21 protein-coding genes are annotated in these 24,454 nt (G+C 38.5%); 5 read left to right on the top strand and 16 right to left on the bottom strand.

All coding sequences use genetic code 11. The features are described 5' to 3' along the window. Nucleotides 1-494: 494 nt before the first annotated feature. Nucleotides 495-1,109, bottom strand: a complete 615-nt coding sequence (locus AN393_RS04785) for a response regulator transcription factor (protein ID WP_055016941.1) — start codon at nt 1,107-1,109, stop codon at nt 495-497. After that, nucleotides 1,087-2,232 (bottom strand): sensor histidine kinase, encoded by a 1,146-nt coding sequence (locus AN393_RS04780; RefSeq protein ID WP_055016945.1) that lies wholly within the window; start codon nt 2,230-2,232, stop codon nt 1,087-1,089. Before AN393_RS04780 ends, AN393_RS04785 begins: the two co-directional genes overlap by 23 nt. A gap of 149 nt (nt 2,233-2,381) precedes the next feature. Between AN393_RS04780 and AN393_RS04775 the strand changes: the two genes are divergently transcribed. Next, a complete protein-coding gene (locus tag AN393_RS04775; RefSeq protein WP_055016942.1) occupies nt 2,382-3,551 on the top strand; it encodes an acyltransferase family protein in 1,170 nt (389 codons plus the stop codon). Nucleotides 3,552-3,604: 53 nt separating this feature from the next. After that, entirely contained in the window at nt 3,605-3,910 is a 306-nt protein-coding gene (locus AN393_RS04770; RefSeq protein ID WP_055016943.1) for a hypothetical protein, read from the top strand. 474 nt (nt 3,911-4,384) lie between these two features. Here AN393_RS04770 and AN393_RS04765 read toward each other — a convergent pair whose 3' ends face one another. The 6 genes from AN393_RS04765 to AN393_RS04740 all read right to left on the bottom strand — a co-directional run bounded on the left by AN393_RS04765 (nt 4,385) and on the right by AN393_RS04740 (nt 10,327). Further along, nucleotides 4,385-4,861 carry a hypothetical protein gene (locus tag AN393_RS04765; protein ID WP_055016944.1) on the bottom strand — a complete coding sequence of 159 codons (477 nt, stop codon included), beginning with the start codon at nt 4,859-4,861 and terminating at the stop codon, nt 4,385-4,387. Beyond that, the gene (locus tag AN393_RS04760) at nt 4,861-5,583 is read right to left on the bottom strand and encodes a hypothetical protein (RefSeq protein WP_055017477.1); all 723 of its coding nucleotides are present in this window, start codon (nt 5,581-5,583) and stop codon (nt 4,861-4,863) included. Before AN393_RS04760 ends, AN393_RS04765 begins: the two co-directional genes overlap by 1 nt. A 585-nt stretch (nt 5,584-6,168) precedes the next feature. Next, nucleotides 6,169-6,942 carry a 2-keto-4-pentenoate hydratase gene (locus AN393_RS04755; protein WP_055014530.1) on the bottom strand — a complete coding sequence of 258 codons (774 nt, stop codon included), beginning with the start codon at nt 6,940-6,942 and terminating at the stop codon, nt 6,169-6,171. Between the two features lie 105 nt (nt 6,943-7,047). Beyond that, complete coding sequence (locus AN393_RS04750) at nt 7,048-8,013, bottom strand: hypothetical protein (protein WP_055017476.1); 966 nt, start codon at nt 8,011-8,013, stop codon at nt 7,048-7,050. 73 nt (nt 8,014-8,086) lie between these two features. Next, nucleotides 8,087-9,199, bottom strand: a complete 1,113-nt coding sequence (locus AN393_RS04745) for a family 16 glycosylhydrolase (RefSeq protein WP_161804102.1) — start codon at nt 9,197-9,199, stop codon at nt 8,087-8,089. Nucleotides 9,200-9,520: 321 nt separating this feature from the next. Next, nucleotides 9,521-10,327, bottom strand: a complete 807-nt coding sequence (locus AN393_RS04740) for a helix-turn-helix transcriptional regulator (RefSeq protein ID WP_161804103.1) — start codon at nt 10,325-10,327, stop codon at nt 9,521-9,523. Nucleotides 10,328-10,988: 661 nt separating this feature from the next. Here AN393_RS04740 and AN393_RS04735 point away from each other — a divergent pair. The 3 genes from AN393_RS04735 to AN393_RS04725 all read left to right on the top strand — a co-directional run bounded on the left by AN393_RS04735 (nt 10,989) and on the right by AN393_RS04725 (nt 15,574). Then, complete coding sequence (locus AN393_RS04735; protein ID WP_055014419.1) at nt 10,989-13,829, top strand: TonB-dependent receptor; 2,841 nt, start codon at nt 10,989-10,991, stop codon at nt 13,827-13,829. Between the two features lie 204 nt (nt 13,830-14,033). Next, nucleotides 14,034-14,771 (top strand): FadR/GntR family transcriptional regulator, encoded by a 738-nt coding sequence (locus AN393_RS04730; RefSeq protein WP_055014420.1) that lies wholly within the window; start codon nt 14,034-14,036, stop codon nt 14,769-14,771. A 68-nt stretch (nt 14,772-14,839) separates the two neighbouring features. After that, nucleotides 14,840-15,574, top strand: a complete 735-nt coding sequence (locus AN393_RS04725; protein ID WP_055014421.1) for a FadR/GntR family transcriptional regulator — start codon at nt 14,840-14,842, stop codon at nt 15,572-15,574. Between the two features lie 88 nt (nt 15,575-15,662). Here the strand turns inward: AN393_RS04725 and AN393_RS04720 are convergent, their stop codons facing one another. The 8 genes from AN393_RS04720 to AN393_RS04685 all read right to left on the bottom strand — a co-directional run bounded on the left by AN393_RS04720 (nt 15,663) and on the right by AN393_RS04685 (nt 24,444). Further along, the gene (locus AN393_RS04720; protein ID WP_055014422.1) at nt 15,663-16,283 is read right to left on the bottom strand and encodes a 2-dehydro-3-deoxy-6-phosphogalactonate aldolase; all 621 of its coding nucleotides are present in this window, start codon (nt 16,281-16,283) and stop codon (nt 15,663-15,665) included. After that, nucleotides 16,274-17,281 carry a 2-dehydro-3-deoxygalactonokinase gene (locus AN393_RS04715; protein ID WP_055014423.1) on the bottom strand — a complete coding sequence of 336 codons (1,008 nt, stop codon included), beginning with the start codon at nt 17,279-17,281 and terminating at the stop codon, nt 16,274-16,276. Before AN393_RS04715 ends, AN393_RS04720 begins: the two co-directional genes overlap by 10 nt. Nucleotides 17,282-17,298: 17 nt before the next feature. Continuing rightward, complete coding sequence (locus AN393_RS04710) at nt 17,299-18,462, bottom strand: mandelate racemase/muconate lactonizing enzyme family protein (RefSeq protein WP_055014424.1); 1,164 nt, start codon at nt 18,460-18,462, stop codon at nt 17,299-17,301. Between the two features lie 10 nt (nt 18,463-18,472). Beyond that, entirely contained in the window at nt 18,473-19,900 is a 1,428-nt protein-coding gene (locus tag AN393_RS04705; RefSeq protein WP_055014425.1) for an NAD-dependent succinate-semialdehyde dehydrogenase, read from the bottom strand. A 124-nt stretch (nt 19,901-20,024) separates the two neighbouring features. Next, nucleotides 20,025-20,963, bottom strand: coding sequence for a hypothetical protein (locus AN393_RS04700; RefSeq protein WP_161804162.1), 939 nt, complete (start codon nt 20,961-20,963; stop codon nt 20,025-20,027). 46 nt (nt 20,964-21,009) lie between these two features. Next, nucleotides 21,010-21,789: a glucose 1-dehydrogenase gene (locus tag AN393_RS04695; RefSeq protein WP_055014427.1), complete on the bottom strand. Its 780-nt coding sequence runs from the start codon at nt 21,787-21,789 to the stop codon at nt 21,010-21,012. Nucleotides 21,790-21,800: 11 nt separating this feature from the next. Next, on the bottom strand, nt 21,801-23,372 hold the full coding sequence (locus tag AN393_RS04690; RefSeq protein WP_055017474.1) for a sugar porter family MFS transporter: 1,572 nt from the start codon (nt 23,370-23,372) through the stop codon (nt 21,801-21,803). Nucleotides 23,373-23,568: 196 nt separating this feature from the next. After that, complete coding sequence (locus AN393_RS04685; protein WP_055017473.1) at nt 23,569-24,444, bottom strand: SMP-30/gluconolactonase/LRE family protein; 876 nt, start codon at nt 24,442-24,444, stop codon at nt 23,569-23,571. Nucleotides 24,445-24,454 lie beyond the last annotated feature (10 nt).

Below are 24,454 nucleotides of genomic sequence, written 5' to 3'. Positions count from 1 at the left end.
AAATTACACTCTAAAAATAATTATGTTTTTTATTAGGTAAATTTCTTAAACAACGAGAAATCGCTTGAAAACATCTATTACAGTAAGTGGTTTGAAGTGGTAATTTGCCTATCTGTTATACGAAAGCTAATCGGGTTTACTTCGAGGTAGAGTTTATTTAGCCCGATGCTTGCCAGAGGAGCGACAGCGCATCTTTATTTTTCATTACGTAAAGAACCCCGACTCTTGGCCAGTTACAACTGTTAATTGCATCAATCAAAAATTACCGGCGGTCTGCTCTGTGCCAACAGCGGACATTGAAGATCTTTAATGTCTGAAACCAAGATTTGGTGATGCCAATCATACTCATTGCTAGGTCACAAAAAGTGGAACGCCAAGAAAAGCTCGCCTGGATAGTCGCCTATTTGTTTATTAGTTAGTTTTATTTACTCTTATTTATGTTGATTGCGCCACTTAAGCCTAATCAAAAATAGTAATTTGGTGTTGTTCGCGTGTTAAATTAGGTTTTGATTAATGGCTTTTATAACGGCCTGAGTGCGGTCTTTTACCTCTAATTTAGCAAGGATTTGTGACACATGATTACGAATAGTCCCCTCAGAGTTATCTAACTTTTTGGCAATCACTTTATTCGACATGCCTAAAGACAAACACTGCAATACGGTTTGTTCTTTGCCTGTTAAGCAGAGCTGAGGGCTTAGTTGTTTTTTGAGTAAAAAATCAGTCACCGCACTTTGCAATACTCGCTCACCTGCAACGACCTGCTTGATAGCGCTAATGAGCTCTTCAAGTTCAATGTTTTTAAGCACATAGCCACGAGCACCTAGATTAAGGGCTTTGACTAATACATCACAATCTTCAAATGTGGTGATGATCAGCACAGGGGTTTTATCACCCTTTTCACGCATTTTTTGCAGCACGCCGAGCCCATCTAAATTCGGCATTCTCATATCGAGTAAAGCAATGTCAAAACTATGTTCAGCTAATAGTGCAAGCGCTTGTAAGCCATCTTCAGCTTGGGCTTCGATATTAATGGCGCTATCAAGGTTAAGTAAATTAGCGAGGCCTAAACGAACTAAGGTCTGATCTTCAACTAGTAGGCACTTTATCATGGCTTTTTTCTTCTAAATTTAATGGTAATGTCATGGTATTGATCAGTGTTTCTTGCTCAAGATGTTGTGAAAATTCACCACCAAATTGTGCCATTCGTTCATTTAATCCTGCTAATCCGTTCCCATGTTTTGGTAAATGGGTCTCTGGTTGGTTGTGATACGCTTTTGCAATTAACAGCGGATGTTGACCAACGTGAGAGACATTCACATGCAAAGTAAAATGGTTTGCTTGGGTATGTTTAAGGGTGTTGCTGATCATCTCTTGGGTAAACCGCAATACACACAGGGCGTAGTCTTGAGGGAGCTGCTCTGTCTCCTTACTTAGTTGGAGATCACAGTGTAAATTAGGTGTTAGTCCGCAAATGGCCTCAATAGCTTGCTTAAGTATCGTTTTGTCATTGCGTTGAGTGGAAACGATTTCGCGTACTTCAGCCAATACTTCTTGACTAAGTTGGTGGCAAAGAGACAGGGTTTCAACGGTGGCGTCATTTGCTGCTCTTTTAGCAAAATCTAAATTAATGCTGAGCGCGGTAAGCTTATGGCCGAGTGAGTCATGGAGCTCGCGTGATATATTTTGTCGCTCTTGCGCTGCATGCATCGCCCCCATCATGTGTTGGGTGGCTTTTAACTCTTTGTAGTTTTGGCGGGATTGGTAATGTGTATTTAAACTTTCGACAATACGCCGACTAACAAACCAATTCATCAAGCAAAAGAAGAACCAAATTGTAAACGTGATCCAAGGAATGCCATTTTCCCAGCGCGAATAATGCGTTAAACCATACACCAGCATGGCGGCCACATCACAAGCGAGTATTTTAGGAAGCGTAAAATGAGGACTAAAAACCGCTGTGAACATCACTAGGTGGATAAAAACTAAGGACGTTGAACTCAGTTGTATCAAAACACAAATAAGCAGGAAATAGCCAAGTGCTACGCCGTGAACAAATTTGTTGGGCTGTTTTAACACATACAGCAAAATAGCTAAAATGGAACCACTTACTATGATTTGCAAATATAGCGCTAATTCTGAGTTGGCATAATAGGCACACGCCGATGTCACCCCGAGCCAAGATGCCAATGTTGAGAAATGCCAATCGGTTGTATGTCGTATAGTTGATTCCATTACTGCGGCCATATTTTTTAGCAATTATTGCAGAACTCGCGTTGTAAAAACAGTGACATCTGTCATAGCTCAGGCTATGAGCTTTGTGACTAGTGCCATGAAACCCCATTCATTTATGCTTGATTAATAAAAGTTAGTTGGGCACATTAATGAATAAAGACAATAGATTACATTACATTGATAATTTACGCAGCCTCGCGCTATTGCTTGGCATCGTATTTCATGCCGCTTTAGCCTACAGTCCGTTCTTTAGCAATATTTGGTTTACGGCAGACCCAAGCACACATGGTCTATTTGATTATATTACGCATACGCTGCACTTATTTCGGATGCCATTATTTTTTATAATTGCAGGGTTTTGCAGTACGTTGTTAATAGTTAAATCGAGCAACGCGCGATTTCTACGCCATCGCAGTCAACATATATTACTGCCTTTTATTGTTTTTTTACCGCTAAGCTTTGCAGTTTACTACCATGCCTTCAGTTTTGGAGCCGGTATAGCTGATCCAAAACCGCCGATTTTTGCTGTGTTTAAAGTTATTAAAGAGCCTGTTGTTAGCACTATGCACTTATGGTTTTTGTGGAACTTATTCCAGTTTTGCTTAATTCACTGGTTGTTGAAAACAACTAACTTATTAGGCAATAAATTCGATGCGCTTAGCGTCCACCCTTTATTTATGTGGGTTGTACTTCCCATCGTGTTAACGCTTTCTTTGATGGGGCAATCTATTCCATTCCGAGCCCCCGATAAGCTCACGCCACAGTTGTGGTCGTATGGTTTTTACGGCAGTTTTTATTGTTTAGGAGTAGGGCTTTATAAAAAACAACAGCTCATTTCGTCATATCATAAGTACTTATGGCCTCTTATTTTAGGTGTTGCAATATCACTGACTGGTTATTTTTCTTTATTACCAGCCGCGCCAAGCTTAGATGAAGTGATCGCCGCCGCAACTACGGAGTATTTTGCCGCAGCGGGAGAGCTACATGTATTGCATGTATTATTACAAGGACTGAGTGTTCTTTTTTTAACCGCCATAACGTTTTTACTTGGACATCGTTTTTTAAATCACAAAAGTAAACTCAGTCGCAGCATATCAAATGCATCATATTGGATTTATTTAATACATGTGCCAGTGCTGATTTATATTCAGATGCCATTGATTAATACTAATTGGCCAGTTTTAGTAAAGTTTATAGTTAGCGTGGTGGTTACATTATTTATAGGTCAAATAAGTTATTTATTATTAGTTAAAAATACGTGGTTGGGCGCACTACTTAACGGTAGGCAAACCAAGAGAAAGGTAATACAGTCTGCTTAAATGTCGTCACTTGGTAATGACTAAAAAGCAACACTACATAAAGGAATACTATTATGCATACAATAACAATCAAATCGACCATCGCCACGATTCAACAAGGGACGATTAAAGCCGACGGCAAATTTTGGCTAACCAACACCGATATTCATTTTGCGCCGTTGAACGCACAATTTGGGTTAGGGCCTTATATGTTTGCACGATGTGAAATTGTAAAAGTGAGTAAGTGCTCTGGTAAAATTGCGGGTATTTTGCCTTATACACATGATGCAATTGAAATCGTGTTAAAAGATGGCAATAAATATCAATTCATTGTGTCAAACGCAGATGAATGGATTAAATTACTTACTCATAGTGCATAGCGCAATCGCTGGTAATTCATCAAAATAGCTATTGTTTTAATGTACCTAATAATGCACGATAAAATATGCCACTATTTTATTGGGCATATAGTAATAAAACGCTTTTGCTTAAGCCCCGTTTGGGTAAAAAAGCCGAACCCCTCATCGTTTTAGGGAAAACTATTAAACAACACAAATGAGTTAGAGTCGAATGACGGCTCTGTGCCAATTACATAAAGTGGTAACGCCCGCATAATAGACGTGAGTTTACGAACGTCCTAGTTTACGGGGTTGTTAGATTACTCATCATATTGCCTCTCTTTAAACCATCTTAAGAACTTTTGTTGAGAGGTGAAATTTCTTCGTAAAAAGCTAAATATTAAGTCTTTGTTTATCTTTTCGATTTTTACTACATCTGAATTGTCAGCTTTAGCACCGAATGAATCTGAGATTAGATACAAGGATCATAAAACTGTGGCCAAAATTAGTTGACCACTACAGTGTATCAATATTGATTTGATAAGGCTTACTGACAAAGTCAGCCATTTTTATACACTCCTTAACTGCAAATCCTCGTCCTTTGTAGTTTGCGAAAGCAATATGAGTATTATCAGTCAACACTGCATATAATCTATAGTTATGTGTGTAGCCTTTTCTAGGTATAGCTTTAAAACCTTTAATATCCGATAATTTATAAACACGTTTAAAAATAGTGTATAAACTAGTCGACTTTAATTCCAAGGTTTGTTTTACGAGATCAAAACGACATACATAACCACCAAACGAACCACTCCACCCTAGCCAGCATATAAACCCAGATACCCATATCGGTAATGATTTTGCTTCATCAGAATTGAACACATTAATTAGTCCGATAAATAAAAAGAAACCACACAACAAAACTAGCAATAATCTACTTAACCTTGATTGTCGATAAATAGCTAGCTCACTAGATAGCTCTTTAAAATACATTACAGCACTCCGTATTTAACTAAGCCAGCAATGGCTGTAAAAACAAAAAATGGCAGGGATAGTTTTATTAGCGATTTGCGATCCCATATTTCAATGAAAACAAGATCTTCACTATTAAAATCTACATCTTCCAGATGAGAGTTTGAATTAGCTTTTTTAGTATCATGAGCAATTTGAGGTGAGCTATATAATTCACTTTGAGCAAACCTTATCGGTGTTTTATTTGGCCAATCCGATATGGTTTCAACAGCAGTAGTATTATATTTCGTATATAAAAACGAAATGAACATCTTAGCATCTGTATACTGTTTAAATTCATATAACTGATCAACAAACTTAATTTGATAAGGGCCTTGCGCACCTATACTACTTAATTCAAATGATAGTGTATCAAACGATGTAACAACTTTAGTTCTTTGAAAGCAACCCCATAATGCGGTTTTTAAATTAAGCTGTTTTTTTGTCCCGTTAAACTCTAAACGGCTCTTTTGACCAAAAAGCAATATAGATATACCTAAAAAGAAGCTTGCCGAAATCGCGAAGAAAATACTTTCCCCTCCTTCGCTTGCAACTGTCATCACAATGCTAATAACTCCAGGAACAAGCATAATAAACGCAAAAATTTTACTTGTCATCTCGCGTCTTGAGGGCATTGTTGTATTACCACTTTGATCTGTTTTGAGAACTTTTTTTACAAGCTTGGATAGATTGTTATATTCCATTACTTCAACCTTAAAAATTAATTATTACCTTATTTACATTAACATAAAGTAGCTAAGTAAACCTTATCTCACGATACACATATCGCTCCTGATACAGGAGCAAAATTACTTCAAGCCAGGAAAATTTTAAATGCATTTGATATAAAAAGGTGACCGTTGGCTATCGCTCAAATAAGATCTAGAAACGGAAGTTTGCTTCCGTAATATCGCTATATAAGCTTACAAACCGTGAGTTTACTCACGTTTTGTACTTTTAGATTATAATCCTGTATCTATTGAGCACTGGGAAATACAATTTGTTATTTAACCTATACTACCAGCCATAAAATCAAATAGTGCTGGCTACAATTTGCCAACCATCCTCCGTGAAGGCGTTATAAATATTGGAAAGTTTAAGCAATTAAACCACGCAATGTACAAAGGGTTAAAGTGGTGATTAAAGCTGGACTTAGTAGAGGTAATTTACGAATTAAACCTGCAACATCTACAGTGCCAATAGGTGCTCGTAAAATACCATAAACTGAGTTCCTGAATTTATGATTTATTAAAGTACGCTAGCTAAATCATACAATCTAGGTAAAGGGTTTAAGTGAGTGTTGTTTCAAATTTAACGTGTATTTTACCAAGTCCTTCATACGTAATTTGTATCGGTTTGTTCATCTCCACCTCCATAAGGCCATTATATGACCCGGTTATAAACACTTGGTTTTTTTCTAACTTAAAGCCATTTGCAGATAAAAAATTAATGGCCCAATAAAGTGGAAGTTGCGGTAACTTGCCTGGATGCTGCCCTGCAACATTAACGCTATTGTCGCCTTCCTGCTCCACTATAAGCGTTATATTATTACTCTCATAAGCTTTTTTCTGGCTTATTTCTGGGCCGATATACACACCTTGATTAGATAAACCGTCGGCAAGTTTTTCAAACTGTGTAGCTTCGTATTGCTTGCTAAACCTGTTTTCAATAAGCTCTAATGCTAGATGTGCACGACCTATAGCATTATCTATTTGTTCATTTGTGTATGGCTTTAATGCACTTAAGTCTTTATTTAAAACAAAAGCAATCTCTGGTTCTATCAGCGCTTTGCAATTTTCACTATTTATCAAGCACGTGTCAGTGCCTTTAATAGGTTTATGAAGCAATGGGGCTAGAGTAATTACGCCATTGCTTGATGGAAGCATACATTTCCAACCGTAAACGCTCTCATCATTGAGCTTTATCATCAATTTTTGAATTACTAAAACGTCTTCAATCGAGTCAAGCGTAAAACCTTTAGGAAGATCTGAAGCGCCACTACCGCACTTTCTTTTGCTCAATAAATGCTCTGCTATATGTTGAAGTTTTTCTGAGTTGTTCATTTTGTTGCCTTCGGGTAATACACTACTTGTGTCATGATGAAAAATTAATAATACATTGAACACACCAAAAAACATACTACCTTTGCATTTATAATATATTAGTATTTATTGTAATCTTTCAAGCAAATGTGCCCGCAATTTAGAGCTATGGATTTGCTCAATTAATTCATTCATATTTGCGCTAGATGTGCCTGTATAGTCGATATAGCTTTTGATAGCGAAATACTTCGATTGTTCGCCTTCTAGGGTAAATATCCATTCTCGTGCATCACTTAATTCATGTTCTGGCCATTGACTGATAACAGAATAAGCTAGATTAGGTTGAAATGATGAAGGATAACTATAAAACTCATCTTGTACCTGCTTCGAGTTATTTTTAGTAAGAGTTTGCGCTAGTTGGTGTTGAATAATATGTCGATTGTTACCGGCTATCTCAGTGTGGACTTCAAGGTAATTTAATAGCTGCATAGGGCCTAATTTAGCCCAGGTTTGTAAAAGCCTAAGCTCTGCCTCTTGTTTAATTTTTTCATTGCTTAAGTTATTCAACCATTCGATCCCATCATAGGGTGATACAGCCACTTGACTGCTCAAATAGTCATCAACAATACTTTGATCTGAATGAAGTATTTCAAAATTTAAAATAATATCCCCAGCGACAGGTAAATTATCTGTAATTAAGAAATGTATTACTTGGCTTATATATAACATGTGCTCTGGCGCTTTATATTGCTCACTCAGCCAATGGACACATTCTAATGGCGCTTCTTTGGCCCAATTAAGTAAATGGTTACTTATGGTTTTTATACGTAACTCTTTATCTCTAATTAACAAAGCCTTATCAAGTATGGCCGTATAGATTGGCTTTTCTGTTTCAAAATCTTCGGCAGGTGAAGCTTTAGGCTTGAGCGTTTCTATTGCGTGTTTTGTATTATTTATTTCAAAATGCATTTGCGCAGAAGTTTCTTCGATGACTTGCTTATTGTCGTTTACTTGTATTAAATAAACATAACCGCAAATGATTAGTAAACTAATGCTAATTATCCACTTGCCGTATAAATTTACCTTTTTCATACCCCCTCCAAAAAGTAGAAGCCTGAGACTATAAATAAAGTGCCTCAATCCTTCGAGGCTAATTTAAGTTAGCTTAATTCACCGTGATGGTTAATTTATCTAATTTACCTTTATTTTTAGTTTTAACCGTAATCGTCGCAGTACCTTTACTCCTCGCTTTTACAACACCAGCACTGTTCACAGTTGCCACATTTTTATTGCTTGATGAATAAATGACTTTTTTATTGGTTGCACAGTTAGGCAGTACTGTACTTTCAAGTGTTATAGATTGACCCTTTCTAAGTGTCTGTTTTGCTGAACTTAGTTGCACACTATTGACAGCGACAAAGGTGTTCGGACATGACTGTCCCTCGCCAGGATCAGAGTTGTTATTGCCCACCTTTACCCAGGTTCTTACATAATCAACTTCCATTGAGGTTGGGAAGCCTTCTGCTGATTTATTCGCTGATGGGTAAAATTGATTACATTTCCATTGTGTATGCGGCGCGCGTAAGCCTTGTGATAATGTGAGGTTCATTTGACGATGCCAGTATAAATTTTCCTTTTCACCTACTACTTTACCATCAACATACCAAGTGATCTTGTCTTTAGTCACATTGACACCATAAGTGTGAAAGTCATTTCGAGGATCGAAAGGTAAATGGTATCCGTTATGATTCGTTTGCGGAAAAGACCCTGGACGCATCCATGTTGGTTTACCATTTTTTACTACAATATTGTGTAAGTCATGATCAGATTCTCTCACGGCACTTTTTTGAGTAAGTTCTACTACGTCTATTTCGCTATATTGAACATCCCCTTCTTTCGTTAATGAACGGTCAATGGTGCTATACATCCAAAAAGCAGGCGATACGCCAGGAAATGTACTCGCTCCTTTGATTCGAGCTTCGTAATAGCCATAATTACCTGTAGCTCTTGATTTAGCGACTCCCGATGTATAATAAAGTGGGTAATTTGCAACTTGCTGCTGATTACAGCCATCCCAGAATGTACGCTGATGAGATTCTCGCTTAGTGGTTAATTTTAGTTTGCCATTAGATACTGTCGCATTTTCATTTTTCCATGACCAAACCCCATAGTTTTCTGTTTGAAAGTTCCACTTTGTCGCATCTTTTACGTTAAATTCGTCAGAGCGTTTGGCTTGTAAAATCCATGTTTCACCAGGTTTGGCGATGGGAGGTTGCATAGATGCTGCTTGCGATGCTGCACTTAAAAAAAGCATACTCATAGCTGATATAGGGAATGCCACGATACTTATAGGTTTCATTTATTTATCCATCCTTTGTTGGTGTGAACTGAGCCGCAGCCCAGTAATAGTTGCAGTGTTATAATCGATGAATTTGAATTTACAGATATGTGCTTCTTACCTGTCAGTCTAACTCTCGTTACTCGCGCAAAATTAAGCTGAGCGAGTGGAGATATTTAATATTTATATACAACACCAAACCTCAAAAAATGGTTTTACTGTTCTCTAAAAATGGCTTTTAATCGTTATTTAGTTGTAGTTTTAGCTGGAAAAAGTACGTTTAAATTGCTTCGGCGTGTAGTTTGTTCGTTTTTTAAAAACCGTAGCAAAGTAGTTTGAATTATTAAAACCGACCTCGTAAGCGGTTTCTGTAACAGATTTTTTTAGTAATACTTTTTTAGCCTTTTCTATTCTTATTTCAATAATTTTATTATTGATTGTCTCATCCGTAGCTAACTTAAATTGCTTTACAAGGTAGGAGCGACTTACGCCAACGGAAAGAGCAATCGTGTCTATATTTATATCTTTGAAGTAATTGTTTTCTATATATAAAAGTGCATTGTTTACAACACTATTATTAATATGAACCTGCTTTGCTTTACTATTAATGCACTCATTTTTATCGTCTTGTTGCTGGCTACTGTTATAAAGCGCTGTGTTTACATTCCCGCTGAAATTAACTTTATTAGCGTTAGAAGAGGAACTAAGTATTTGGCTATTCTGATAAGTGGTTATTTCTAAAGGGTTACTAAAATGACTTTTATTTTTAACAGCATAATTTGCTATTTTTATATCTTTTAACATGGTACCTAACCAAATCAATCCACATAGACTAGTACCTGAATAGTACATAACCCAATGCGCTGATGTACTGCCTAAAATGGCGATACAACCTAAACTAATTGCGCTGTATATATAACCTTTGTTTTGTGCTTTTGGTGTGTGCAACAATAAATAGCAACATGGTGTAATTAACAAAACCATAAAGGTAATGCTCTGCAAGTAGTAAATATGAGTGAGTTTAAGCCAATCAATAGGCGGTATTATTACCCCAAAATCTTCAAGCACGTTAATTTTAGGATGCTGTAACTCTGTTAAAACTAAAAAGCACAATGAAAAAGCGATGCCAAAGCTATAGCTAAAACAGGTAACAGATTTGGGTAATCTAACATCGGAAAATTTAAAAAGTGCAATTAACAGTGAAGGTAAACCTAACCCAAAAAATAAAATTGTTCGCCCTAATTGGATGTATGGTTTGGCGTGTTCAATAGGAAGAATATTGAAAGCGGGACCACATAAATAAAAAATAAAGGTTGCGAAAAACACAGCAAAATAGTTATACGACGAACCAAAACGCCGTCGCTCTATAGAAAAGTACACAATTGCAGTAAAAAAAATAGTCGCAACTAACATCGGCACAATGCAGCGCAAAAATACGCCCCACGTCAATAAATTGTCTAACACGCCCTTTCGCCTTATACCCAAAAAGAATACATAGTATGTTTATATAAATATAACAAATAGGCCAGATATAAATTGTAACTAAGTAGTTAATTTATAGTTATTCAACTCTGATAATTTTTAAAAAGCAGCTGACTGGAACAACAAAATATTGAAGCGAAATAAATTCTTTACTTGACGCATAAACATATGATGTTTAGATTCGTAAAATGTTACCTGTTTTTTATTTATACACTGACTTCTATCTATAACAATAAGGAGAGTTACAATGCACACTAAAAAGAAACTAGTACTTGCTATATTAACGTCACTATCAAGCTATTCGTACGCGCATGCGTCCGATGTTTCTGCTACCGCTAAGGACAATGATGATACAGAAATAATTGTCGTAACTGGTGTACGATCAAGTCTCGAAGCCGCATCATCACTAAAACGCTACAGTGATAGTGTTCAAGATAGTATTGTTGCTGAAGATATTGGTAAATTTCCAGACCAAAATGTTGCCGAATCCTTACAGCGTATACCTGGTGTTTCAATTAATCGCGTTAATGGCGAAGGCTCAAAAATAACAGTGCGTGGTTTTGGCCCCGAATTTAACGTTGTTACTTTAAACGGACGCACACTGGCAACGTCTGAAATTGGCCGCTCTTTTGATTTTCAAGTATTAGCTGCAGAGCTTATATCGGGTGCAGACGTCGTAAAATCTCCTACAGCTAAAACGCCTGAAGGGAGTATTGGCGCGTATGTTAACGTTAAAACAGCACATCCATTAGATAACCCCGGATTGCATGTACTGGGTTCAATTAATGCTAAATACAGTGATCTCTCTGGTGAGAGTAGCCCTGAATATTCGGCTTTGTTTAGTAATACCTTTGCAGATGATACTCTCGGCTTTAACATTGCGCTGTCGCAACAAAAAAGTGATAACCGATATGACTCAATGGGTACAACTCGTTGGTTATTACTTAACAATGAGCCAGGGGTTATTGAAGGTGATATTTATAATTTAAATGGGAATGTGGTTACACCCAGTATACTCCGCCATGCTGGGCGAATTGAATACGCCTTGGGTCAAGAAAGCCGTGAGCGCATAGGTGTTAACACCAGTTTACAATGGGCGCCAGATTCAAGTTTTACCAATACATTTGATTACATGTATACCGACCTCTCAGTAGAAACGCAAACGCAAGGTTTACAAGCGGGTCTACAGTATCCTAATTGGCGAAATGTAGTTGTGTCAGACAATGGCACCATTTTATCGGGTACTAAGTTTTCAGGTAGAACACAGGGAGGAACCGGTGAGAATGTTGATTTTAGAATTGATGGTTTGTTCCAAGAGCTTGAATCAAAATCAAAAACGCAGGCATTTGGGTTTAATTCTGTAAAGGAATTTGATGTATTAACGCTTGAATTCGACATAGCCCATTCAACATCTAAATCAACGCCGCGTAGCGATCTATTGGTCCCTAATTATATTTCACCAGAGCGAAACGATAGTTTAAATTTTGATTTTAGAAACACAGATACCGTCAATTTAGATACCACGATCGATTATGCTTCGCCTTCAAGCGTAAGAGCACATTGGAACTTAGTTTCACATTATGAATTAGAAGACACAATTACGGAGCTACAAACAAAAGGTAAATACCTATTCGATTTAGAGTTTACTGAAAGCCTTACCTTGGACTCAATCGATTTTGGTATTGCGTATTCGGACCGTGAAAAAATAAGAGATCGCTATGAAACTTTCCATGAAGATAACTGTGGTTTAATTGTTCCTGGTGCCGATATTTGCGGTGAGCTTAGAGACATGCCAGATGATATATTTTCAGCAAGCCCCTATTCAGACTTTTTAAGTGGCGAGCAAGGTAATTTCCCTCGTGATTTTTTATTTGCAGATATCAATAAATATCATAGTGCAATTGCCCAAATGACAAAAAACCCCAATTGGCCAAATGAGCAATATAATGAGATCGCATCATCAAAAGTAACTGAAGAAAAAATAAGTGCTTATAGTCAATTTAATTTTAGCGGATTGGTTAATGATTATGATTGGCGTGGTAATTTCGGTGTTCGTTATGTAAAAACTGAAACAAAATCTTCGGGATATGGAAAACGCCGCTTAGGGTATACAGGTGAGCTTGATAATGGCCAACCATTATTAGTTGTAGAGTATACAGATTCAGGAATTCTTGAAGCAGAAAATAGTTATACCAATTGGCTACCCAGCGCTAATTTTAGTATTAACTTATCAGATAATTTATTAGTCAGAGCAGCAGCTGCAAAAGTGATGTCTCGCCCTGCCATCGACGATATTGGTGTGCAAACAACCTATACTGATATGCAAGCGGGCAGTTTTTCGCAAACAGGTGGAAACCCTTATTTAGCGCCTTATAAAGCCAACCAATATGACTTATCTTTTGAATATTACAGTGACAGTGGGGATGCATACGCAATTAACTTTTTTAGAAAAGATATATCGAGTTCAATTGGGCAAGTTACCTACCTAGATAGTACCCCTGATATTTGGGATGGAGAGCAATATGTTGATTCTTCAGTTAGTATCGATGGGTACGGAAATGTTAACGAAACGATTAATACTAAACAAAACCAACCTGGCGGAACAATTAGCGGGGTAGAGTTAGCTTTACAACATAATATGGACTATTTACCGCGCTTTTTAAATGGCTTAGGGATACAAGCAAACTATACGTGGGCCGAGACTAAAAACAATAACACTCAAAAAATAGATCTCCCAGGTGTAACTGACCCAGGTGATAAATTAGAGGGGTTTGCCGAAAACTCATATAACATTGTCGCCTACTACGACAAAAACGCATTTCAGGCACGCTTAGCCTACAACTGGCGGGATGACTTTTTAAGTAGCCGAGCTGGTGTAAAAAGTGGCGGATTACCCGAGCATACTGCAGCCTATGGTCAGCTTGACTTTAGTATGTCTTATGCACTAAATGATAACTTTACGATCACAGGTGAAGCAATAAACATTACTGATGAACGCGTTTATCAGTACGCGGATATAAAAGAAAGAGTGATAAATGTGCAGTACACAGGCCCACGATATCGAATAGGCTTACGCGCCAAGTTCTAAGTACTAAAATAAATATTCCAAATTGCAATAAAGATCGCTTTTACGCGATCTTTTTTCGCAAAAGCAATAGGCTTAAATTATGTATATTAGCCATCAATATAGGCTTTTATCCCCGCCCCTGTATTTAAATCCATAGAATTAATATTCTATATAATAGGTTATGTTACGTTGACTATATAAACATATTATGTTTATATAGTAAGTATGAGTGAACTTATATATTACGACCTTAAACAAACATCTGGAATGGCAGCAAGCCTTTCTGTGCAAGTTGCTAAAGAAATAGGCAGACGCATCGTCTCTGGCTCATTTGAAGCTGGTAATTTAATTGATGATGAAGATGCATTAGCTAAACGCTACCAAGTGAGTCGTGTAGTTGTGCGCGATGCTGTTAAAATTTTAGTTAGCAAGGGGCTCTTAGATGTACGCAGAGGCATTGGTACGCGCGTGCTACCTCGAGATAGATGGAATATGCTCGACGATGATGTTTTAGCATGGCATTTATCAGCGCCACCTAATCGCAAGTTTTTAGAGCAATTAATGGATGTGCGTTTGGCTTTTGAGCCAAAAGCTGCTCGCTGGGCTGCAGAGCGCGCACGCCCTGAAGATTTGATCGAAATAGCCGCTGCTTGCGAGCGCATGGCTAAACCCGACAACAGCGCTGAAGATTTTATTATTGCAGACTCCCTTTTTCATAAAGCCATTATAAAAGCCGCTCAAAATAGCTTTTTAGCTTCAATGGAAGGCGTTATTTATTCCGCTCTATTAGTGAGTATTAAAGTAACAAATAAAGATCCACGTGATAACGGTGCATCTATTCCATTTCATCGTGAAGTGTACGAAGCCATTGCAGCCAAAGATGGTGAAAAAGCTGAGTTACTTACCGAAAAACTCCTCAAAGACGCCAGCTTTCGTCTTTCTGCGACAGTAAATAATAAATAGCCATTGTTTATTGTCGCGAATTCGTATAAATAGTACGTATAAATAAATTATACGGACACTAAGATACTATGAGCGAACTAACGTACTACGATCTAAGACGCAGCAACGCGATGTCACCGAGTCTACCTGTTCAGGTGGCAAAAGAATTAGGCCGTAGAATAGTCGCTGGCACCTACACTCCTGGTTCACTTATTGATGATGAAAACCGTTTAGCTGAACGCTTTCAAGTAAGTAGAGTCGTTGTTCGAGATGCTGTAAAAATTCTTGTTGGTAAAGGCCTTTTAGACGTACGCAGAGGCATAGGAACCCGCGTAAAAACCCGTGACAACTGGGCTTTACTTGATGACGATGTATTGGCTTGGCATTTAAGTGCCCCGCTTAACCCTGAGTTTTTAACTCAATTAATGGAGTTTCGTTTAGCATTTGAACCAAAAGCGGCAAGTGTTGCTGCTCAGCGTGCAACCCCTGAAGATGTTAAAGCCATAGAAGATGCGTTAAATGAAATGCAAAGCTCAGTAAGCGATTTAGATAAATTTGTTATTGCTGATGCACATTTTCATGGTGCTATCCTTCGCGCTTCACACAATGAATTATTTATATCTATGGAGTGTGTGATTTTTTCAGCTTTACTTGTGAGTATTAAAGTAACTAACCAAAGTGCAGAAAGTAACCATGCTTCTATTCCATTTCATAAAGAAGTGTTTGATGCAATTGCAACAGGTGACAGCAATAAAGCGCATGCTTTAACCGAAAAACTATTAGCAGATGCTAAAGCTAATTTAGCCAAATTAATGAATATCTGAATTAAATAGCGGCACTAACAAATCATTTAAAGTGAGAGGAATGATTAGCTAATGCCGCAAACACACAACGCTTTTAAAACTTAATTACTTACAGGTAGTATGCTGCATACTTCTTGGCATTGGCTGTAAATTCTTCTAAGCCCATGCCTGCTTTGTACAAGCCACTACCTAAGCCAAAACCAGATGCCCCCGCATTAACAAATTCATCTTGATTTTTCGGTGACACACCGCCAACAGGGTAAATATTAATACCCGAAAGCACGGCAGTAATTGCTTTTAAACCTTTTGGGCCGGCTGTATCTGCTGGAAAAAACTTAAGCGCGTCTGCACCGGCATGTAATGCAGCAAACCCTTCAGTCGGCGTGTAAAACCCTGGTACGCAGTACAGTCCTTTTGATTTACTAAAACGGATCAGCTCTACATCGCTGTGTGGCGAAATAATAATACGCCCGCCCGCTTCAATCACTTTTTCAACTTCGTTTTTGGTAACAACGGTGCCTGCACCAATAATCGCTATATCAGCGTATTTCTTGCTTAACAGTTCAATGCTTTTAAAAGCATCTGGAGAGTTTAATGGCACTTCAATAACGCGGTAACCGATATCAATAAGCACCTTTGCATAATCGAGTACTTCGTTGGGTGTAATACCGCGCAAAATAGCAACTAATGGTAATTGCTTCATTGCTTGTGTGAGTGAAATTAATGACATTTTTGACTTTCCTTATCAGTGATAAACCCTGCTTTTACAGCAAGCGTAAACATGCCTATTGTAGAAGCGGTTGCACTGCTTAAAATAGAAGACGTAAATCCGAGCTCTTTTAGGGCTTCGCAATAAAGTGTGTTTAAACTTGAATTACCAATCAGATAGACATGTTTAATATCGTTAAGCTGGGTTTTGATACCCGCAAGCTCGGCGCCAATCAATAAACCCGAAAGGTAACTTGGCACATGTTCTGCTAATAACTGCTTATCTAATTTTAATGTACGTGCACTAAATAAAGCGCTCAATAAGCTAGTTTGAGTTTGACTAACACCTACTCCTTTTATAAAGCTAGGTATGTCTGTCTGTGTAATATCTAATGAATCTAGGCCATCGCTTAAAATGCTATGCTTAGACAACAAATTAAACATTTCGCCAGTCATATATGTACTTAAACTCGTTATAACCGTTTTTTGCTGAGTATCCTTTGCAACTTCAACCCATTTTGAATGCGTCCCAGGTAAGCAAAACATAGTTTCACTTAATGTTTTATTGCTAAGCTCCCCAGATTGCTTTTCCACAGCTAAAACAGCCCCAAAAACCTGCACCTCTTCACCACGCATTACATCGCAAACGTTATTTTCCATCACATACTTTACGCCAGGAACAATACGAATATCTAAGTTAGATTTATTTTTTGCAAGTTGTAAATTATTTGCCATGTCAGCTGAGGTACAAGGCGCATTTACATAACCTGTATCTTGCCAGCCGATTGCGCCACCCACCATGCCAGCCATCATTATGGGTAGCTTTTTGTTTGCTATCCACGGTGAGATATAACCGAGCAACACGGTTTCTATACAGCCGTTTTTTATATTTAATACACCAAGATCGCCGTTTACGGTATCTAAAATAGCGCCTTCGTTATTGATTAAAAAAGCTCTAAAATTAGAGCTTCCCCAATCAACAACAATCAGCACCGGTAAGTTACTATTGCTGTTGTTCATCAAGCTGTCCTTAACTATTAAATTGATACTTCGTAATGTTTAATAAAGTCAAGATCTGGCTCTATTCCAAGACCTGGGCCTTTTGGAAGTGCAACAGTGCCATTGTTATTTTTAACCTGCTCGTTTATGTTTAACGACTCTTGCAGTAACTGCTCTCTGAACAAGTTAGGTGTTGTATCGTATTCCAGCATAGGCTGTACAGGGTGTGCAGCCCCAGGTAAGTCTGGAAGTGCTGCCAATAAATGAAGGTTTGTGCCTACCGCAATTGCTGAGCCCCACACATGATTTACTACAGGAACAAAATGCGCATGCGCTATAGCCAATACTTTTTGATATTCGGTAATACCGCCAAGCGCACATACTTCGGGTTGTAATAAATCAACACATCTATTTTTAATTAAATCTCTGAAGCCCCAGCGAGTAAATTCAGCTTCGCCACCGGCAATACTCATATCTAGGGCTTCACACAAGTCACGGTAGCCTTGGTGATCTTCTGGCGCAACCGGTTCTTCAAACCAGTAAACACCTAAGTTTTGTAGTTCACGACCTAATGGAATAGCTTCACGCGCAGTATAGGCATGGTTTGCATCAACCATTAAGCGCATATCACTCCCAATACCTTTACGTACGGCCTCAACAAGCTTTACATCACGCTCTGGAGAGAGACCAATTTTCATTTTCATTGCCGTAAAGCCCATTTCTTTAATGCGTTGGCTTTCTTCGGTGAATCGCTCCTCTAAATTAGGAAACTTTTGTAACATCATACCGTAACCATAAGCAGGTATACGCTCTCTATAAGCCCCCCCTAACAGTTTATAAACGGGCTGATTTAAAAACTTACCTGCGATATCCCACAGCGCAATATCAACGCCAGATAACGACTGAATTGGCATGCCTTTTTGGCCATGATCGCGTAATAAGTTGTAAACTTTGTGCCAAATAACGTCCCTATCAAGCGGATCCATACCCAAAATCATCGGTTGAATGACATGTTCAACGATTGTTTTATTGGCAAATGCAACACCGCCACCACCGAAGCACTCGCCCCAACCAGTAATACCTATATCAGTACGTACTTCAACCAAATGTGCAGTGCGTTTTGCATAGTACTGCTGAGAATAACCTAGCTCTTCATCTAGGTCGTATTGTAAAACGTGGCTAATAATTTGAGTTATTTTCATTGTCTGTTCCTTAAACCTTTAACGCACGTGAAACACGTTTGTAGACGAGGTAATCATCTAAAGCTAATAACGAGCAATCAGCCCCAACACCCGATTGTTTAATGCCAAAGTGCGGTAAATTAATACTGTACTTAATCCCGTTTACTTGTACTTCGCCAAAGCGTAAATGCTTAGCAAAATAAGAAATAGTGTCTTCGTTGTTGCTAAAAATAAATGAGCTTAAACCAGCATCTGTGTCATTAGCATCGCTAAGCACTTGCTCGTTATCACTAAATATAATAATGCTAATAACAGGGCCAAATATTTCGTCTTTGTAGATTTTCATGCTCGAATCAACATTTGTGAGCACGGTTGGTTCGTAAAAATATCCAGTAACGCCAGCAGGCTTTTTACCCCCTAATTGTAATTTCGCCCCATTTTGCTGTGCATCCTTCACTAGCTCATCGATACGTTGCCATGAGTTGGCATCCATAACAGGGCCCATATCAATAGCCTCGTTTTTATCAAAACCAACCTTTACTGCTTTTGCACGTGTAAGTACTTTTTCAATAAATTCATCTGCAACGCTTTCGTGTACAAATACGCGGTTTGGGGTCACACAAATTTGCCCTGCGTTGGCAAATTTAACGCCACAAATTACATCTGCCGCGTTATCTAAATTTGCATCGCTACATACAATAGCCGGTGCATTACCACCAAGTTCCATTGAATAACGCTTAATTGAGGTAGCGCCTGTTGCAATGACATGCTTACCTACATTAGTAGAGCCAATTAAAGTAAGTATTGAGGGAATAGTTGATGCTGAAATGGCATCGCCTACAGCGCTATCAGCGCCCGAAAGTATGTTAACCACACCTGCTGGCAAGCCTATTTGCTGACATAATTCACCTACTGCATATGCAGACAAAGGGGTTTTGCTTGACGGCTTTACTACAAGTGGACAGCCTGCTGCCATTGCTGGGCCTAATTTATAAGCTAAATTTAATAATGGAAAATTCCACGCTAAAAAGGCAGCGGCTACACCCGCCGGCTCGCGGCTTAATGTATGACTATGTGTGCCTTCAGTGTCATTTAATTCTTCGTCAACCATATTAACAATAGCGTTGGCATAGAAGGTCAGGCTATCAACCAACATTTGATAGTCATCAGCGGTTGAGTCCCACGGTTTTGCCATTTCTAAATGAACGCATTCACGTAGGTGCTCTTCATTTTCAATTACAGCATCACGCAGTTTAAGCATCCATTGTGCACGCTCTTTTGCAGGCGTCGCTGACCAAGTTGCAAACGCGCTTTGCGCAGCATCAAGTGCTAACGACGCTTCATTTATACCTGCTGCTGATATTTGCCCAACAGCTTCAAGTGTTGCAGGGTTAATAACATCAGTTGAAACATCACTGGTTATCAATTTACCGCCAATATACAGTTGTTTAGAAAGCATTCTGTCGCTCCATTATTATCTACAACACCCACAAGGGCTAAATGATCAAAGAAAGGCACGCCGGCCTTAATACATAACAACTATTTAAACATATGATGTTTGAATGAGCAAACAGAAAATACATTTAGTTAACAAAAAATACTAGTCGCCAAAACTTAGTTTGGCCTTTTTCCACTATGCCATGTTCACTATTTTGAATTGAATGTTGTAAAGAATCGCTATTACCTATACACGGCTCTATCCCCAGTACAAAAGGAGCTGAAGCTCCAGTGGCAGACCAACCATTGTAATTAAACCAAAGCCCTAAGTGACTTATGCTTGCTGATGAAAATTCAAACCCACAGCTTTGTTGGGCTTTATCATCTACTAGTTTTACAATTATATTTTGATCTTTATGACTACCCGTATTTAAGTGTTTGCTAAAAATCTTACTTGCAAAACCACTACTATAGGGCATAACTTCATTTAGCGGCGGGACTTTAGTTGAGTACTCACTCCATTTAATAAAAGCACTATTAACGTTATAAAAGCGACTAAGCCCTTCATCAACTTTAAAGTCTATATGTTTGCTATTTATCAAAATACGCATTTGGGGTTCTACGGCAAAAATAGGATGCGCTGACCAAACAAATGGAAGATTATCAGTTGTGTTATTTTTTATTTGGTAGTCAACAAGTAGTCGTTTACTGTGTTTTTTTAAGGTAAACGTTCTTATAAATGTAAACGTAGAGTCAAAAACCTCAGCTTGTAAGTTAAGTACTATTTCTTCATCGCTAATATGAGTATTCGTTATTTGCCATGCTTGGCACCACAGCTCACCATGATCATGTGAAAAATACGTTTTATCGGGGATGTGTTCATACACCTGAGGAGAAATACCCGGGAAACATTCATCCCAGCCACCGTTATCATGCTCAGAAAAATCATTGTTTTTTGTAATTTTTAAAGTGATTTTTTTATCGTCAGCAAGCCACTCTCTATTGTGCTTTAAGCTTACAATAGAGGTGACTTTCGCACCCAGCTGAGGAATAACTGTAATAGCAAGCTCACTATTTTTTAGCAAAATAGCCTCAAACCCATGAGCTTTACAGTGTGTTAAGTTAAGCACCTCAATCGTGATAGATTACAGAACGGCCGCCATCAATAATGAGGCTTTGCCCTGTCATAAAACTCGAATCTGAACTGGCTAAAAACACGGCTGGATAGGCAATTTCTTCAGTTGTCCCATTTCGTTTTAAAGGATGTACGTCCCCCATTGCTTTGCGTGATGCTTGAGGATCGTCTGTTTGCTCCCATGCTTTAAATGCCATAGGTGTTTCTATCATCCCTGGGCACAGCGCATTCACTCGTATGTTGTGCTTTGCGTATTCAACGGCTAAGTTTTTAGTAAGCCCTATAACGGCGTGCTTTGTTACCGCATACGGAAAATATCCCGGTACAATTTTATATGAATGCACAGAACCTACATTTATAATACTGCCCCGGCCTAACTCTTTCATATGCTCAAGCACGGCCGCTGCACACTGCCACATACCTTCAACATTGACCGAAAAGCTATCACGCCACATTTGTGGAGTAACATCATCTACGTTTCGCCCAGGGCTAATTAAAGCGGCGTTATTAACTAAAATACTGGGCTTGCCAAGCTCATTGACTACTTTTACAACCATGTTTTTTATAGCCGTTTCGTCGCTAATATCAGTATGCGCAAAAATAGCATCAAACCCTTTGCTTTTTAGCTCTGCTACAACGCTTTCGCCCATTTCTTTATTTATATCAGCAACACACACTTTAGCGCCTTGCTCACAAAATACGCGTGCTACTGTTTTTCCAATTCCATCGGCTGCGCCAGTGACAATAGCAACTTCGTTTAATAATCGTGATGACATAGATATGTTCCTTATTTATTAAGCCCTGGGACCAAATCGCGTTCAATGGCCTCAATAGACTTGCCCTTCGTTTCGGGAAGTATAAATGCCATAACAATACAGCCCACAATAGCGACGCCTCCATAATATAAAAACGTATTTGCTGCGCCCATGTTCTCTAATTGCCAAGGAAAAAACTGCTGAATACTCCAGCTAGAAATACTCTGTACTAACGCGGCAAAGGGCAATGCAACGCTGCGTACTCGACTTGAAAATATCTCCGAAAATATCACCCACATAATTGGTCCTATCGACATATTAAAAGCGGCTAAAAATGCAAATAATCCAAATAGAACATACGCAGGGCTAATATTTATAGAAGCATTAATAATTGCACCGGTAACAACTGGTAGCTCTTTTTTACTGTAAATAGTGGCTAAATCAGCTTTTAGCGCAACATCAGTGCTGTATATTTTATTTTCGAAAACGTGCAGCTTTGTGATATCTACTTTTTGATCTGCAACTTTGCTTATTGCTTCACTGTTTAGTGAGTAGGTGGCATTCTCAAAGCCATACCAAATTGACATATGTGCAACAGCAATCAGCAGCAAACCGGTAATTGTTAAAGTTCTTCTGCCAAGTTTTTCAACAAAAAATATGGCGACCAATGTAAACAGTACAGATACCGCACCAAGTACTATTGTTTGTAAAAATGAGTTTTCGACACTCATTCCTATTTGTTCAAACACGGTAGGTGCATAAAACAATACAGCATTCATACCGGTTGCACCTTGCACTACTGCGTAACATACAGCAAGTAAGACAACAAAACGCATTGGCTTACTAAATAACACCCCAAGTTGCTCAAGCGCACTGTTTTTCGAATCTTCTTGAATAGTTGCTTTAATATCATTAAGTACAAGCTCGGTATCGTCGTTATTTATTCCCATACCTTTAAATACAGTGCGCGCCTCTTCATCACGCTTTTTGCTCATTAACCAGCGTGGCGATTCTGGAATTGTCAGTAGTAACGAAAACCAAATAATATTAGGCACAATCTCAAAGCCAAGCATATAACGCCAAATATTAACCTCATTTAACCATTCAATTGAGCCCATATATTTAACAAAAAAGTAATTAACAATAAACGCAAATAAACTACCTAAGGTTATAAGCAACTGATTAACTGATACAAATTTCCCTCGTTTATTAGCGGGTGCAATTTCACCAATATACATGGCTGAGACGGTTATGGAGGCAAATGCGACCCCTCCTATAAAGCGGCCAACAACCAGCATGGGGTAACTTACCGCAAAAGCAGAAATAACAGTAGAGAGTGAATATGTTAAAGCAATGCCAACAAGTACCTTTTTACGACCAAATTTTTGGCATAAAGTACCAGTAAAAAACAGTGCGATGATTACGCCAACAATGGCGCAACCCACTACATTACCGGTTTGTAAACTAGTCAGCTCAAACTGCGAGCTAACATAGCGTAACGCGCCGGATATATTGGCCGCATCTAGGCCAAATACAAACCCGCCAAATGCGGCAATGAGAGAGTATTTAATTGCTTTTGTGGATTGTGTGTGTGTGTCTTTCAATGTATTACCCTTAGTTTTATTTTTATGCTTTTACTGTGCTGCTAATCAATGCATCGCACATATAAAAGAATAATACCAATAGAAAAAGTAAAATAATGCAAACATATGATGTTTACCTATACGATGTACTTTTCATCTCATGTCTAAAAAATGTAAGAGGAAAAGCAAAATTAATATTTAAACTTAATACTTAAAATTAAAAGCCATCTATTTTAACGCAAGGTTCCAGCGCCCCTTTTACCGCATTTTTAAATACAAGCGTAGCGCCGTGAGGGATAGCATCAAATGGCGTATCTTCTAGCCCACATTGCGCTGACGTTACGTAAAGCGTTGTTCCATCATCACCAAACGCTGGGCAGGTAGGGCGAGGTGTTTGCGTCTCTAAGCTTCGAATTACTTTCGCATCTGGCGAAATACAATCTACACGTGCGCCATCCCAAAGTGCTGTCCACATATTGCCTTCGCTATCAATTACCGCACCATCAGGCGAAACCTGTGTATTTGAATAATCAAAAAATATCACAGCATCACCTATCGGGGCTCCTGTATCCGAGTTTACATCCAAACAGTAAATTTTTTGAACTGCGGAGTCTGCGTAATAGGCTTTAGCGCGTTTTTTATCAAAGCAAATGCCATTCGGTATAGTTAAATCACTAACAACTTGAGTAACTACGCCGTTATAAAAACGATATATAGCCCCTTTATTTTCTTTTGCATCGGTATGCATTGTGCTTATCCAAAATCCACCCCAAGGGTCAGCACGCCCATCGTTACTTCTGTTATCGGGTTTATCTGCTTCAACGCTGCACAAAAAAATGTGCTTATGCGTACTGGTGTTATAAGTATTTAGGCCTTTATCACTTGCTAGTAAAAGGGTTTCATTGTTTACCCAAGCTAGGGCGGTAACCATATCATCTAAGCGTTGCACAGCTTTATGGTCGCCTTTTTTACTGTGTAAAAGATGATTTGGAAAATCGACCCAATAAAGCGTTTGTGTGATCGGGTGCCACAAAGGGCCCTCGCCTACAAAATTTAGTGTGTTATCAAAAACAGTTGCTGTAAGTGTATTCATATAATTCTCT

This window comes from Pseudoalteromonas sp. P1-25 (assembly GCF_001401805.1).
In the GTDB taxonomy this organism is placed as follows: Bacteria; Pseudomonadota; Gammaproteobacteria; order Enterobacterales; family Alteromonadaceae; genus Pseudoalteromonas.
This window is presented reverse-complemented; position numbering and strand designations above follow the sequence as displayed.

What these genes read in the sequence shown, in the direction of transcription:
- AN393_RS04785 (WP_055016941.1), bottom strand. Translation starts at nt 1,109, where the DNA reads ATGATAAAGTGCCTACTAGTTGAAGATCAGACCTTAGTTCGTTTAGGC.
- AN393_RS04780 (WP_055016945.1), bottom strand. Translation starts at nt 2,232, where the DNA reads ATGGAATCAACTATACGACATACAACCGATTGGCATTTCTCAACATTG.
- AN393_RS04775 (WP_055016942.1), top strand. Translation starts at nt 2,382, where the DNA reads ATGAATAAAGACAATAGATTACATTACATTGATAATTTACGCAGCCTC.
- AN393_RS04770 (WP_055016943.1), top strand. Translation starts at nt 3,605, where the DNA reads ATGCATACAATAACAATCAAATCGACCATCGCCACGATTCAACAAGGG.
- AN393_RS04765 (WP_055016944.1), bottom strand. Translation starts at nt 4,861, where the DNA reads ATGTATTTTAAAGAGCTATCTAGTGAGCTAGCTATTTATCGACAATCA.
- AN393_RS04760 (WP_055017477.1), bottom strand. Translation starts at nt 5,583, where the DNA reads ATGGAATATAACAATCTATCCAAGCTTGTAAAAAAAGTTCTCAAAACA.
- AN393_RS04755 (WP_055014530.1), bottom strand. Translation starts at nt 6,942, where the DNA reads ATGAACAACTCAGAAAAACTTCAACATATAGCAGAGCATTTATTGAGC.
- AN393_RS04750 (WP_055017476.1), bottom strand. Translation starts at nt 8,013, where the DNA reads ATGAAAAAGGTAAATTTATACGGCAAGTGGATAATTAGCATTAGTTTA.
- AN393_RS04745 (WP_161804102.1), bottom strand. Translation starts at nt 9,199, where the DNA reads ATGCAACCTCCCATCGCCAAACCTGGTGAAACATGGATTTTACAAGCC.
- AN393_RS04735 (WP_055014419.1), top strand. Translation starts at nt 10,989, where the DNA reads ATGCACACTAAAAAGAAACTAGTACTTGCTATATTAACGTCACTATCA.
- AN393_RS04730 (WP_055014420.1), top strand. Translation starts at nt 14,034, where the DNA reads ATGAGTGAACTTATATATTACGACCTTAAACAAACATCTGGAATGGCA.
- AN393_RS04725 (WP_055014421.1), top strand. Translation starts at nt 14,840, where the DNA reads ATGAGCGAACTAACGTACTACGATCTAAGACGCAGCAACGCGATGTCA.
- AN393_RS04720 (WP_055014422.1), bottom strand. Translation starts at nt 16,283, where the DNA reads ATGTCATTAATTTCACTCACACAAGCAATGAAGCAATTACCATTAGTT.
- AN393_RS04715 (WP_055014423.1), bottom strand. Translation starts at nt 17,281, where the DNA reads ATGAACAACAGCAATAGTAACTTACCGGTGCTGATTGTTGTTGATTGG.
- AN393_RS04710 (WP_055014424.1), bottom strand. Translation starts at nt 18,462, where the DNA reads ATGAAAATAACTCAAATTATTAGCCACGTTTTACAATACGACCTAGAT.
- AN393_RS04705 (WP_055014425.1), bottom strand. Translation starts at nt 19,900, where the DNA reads ATGCTTTCTAAACAACTGTATATTGGCGGTAAATTGATAACCAGTGAT.
- AN393_RS04695 (WP_055014427.1), bottom strand. Translation starts at nt 21,789, where the DNA reads ATGTCATCACGATTATTAAACGAAGTTGCTATTGTCACTGGCGCAGCC.
- AN393_RS04685 (WP_055017473.1), bottom strand. Translation starts at nt 24,444, where the DNA reads ATGAATACACTTACAGCAACTGTTTTTGATAACACACTAAATTTTGTA.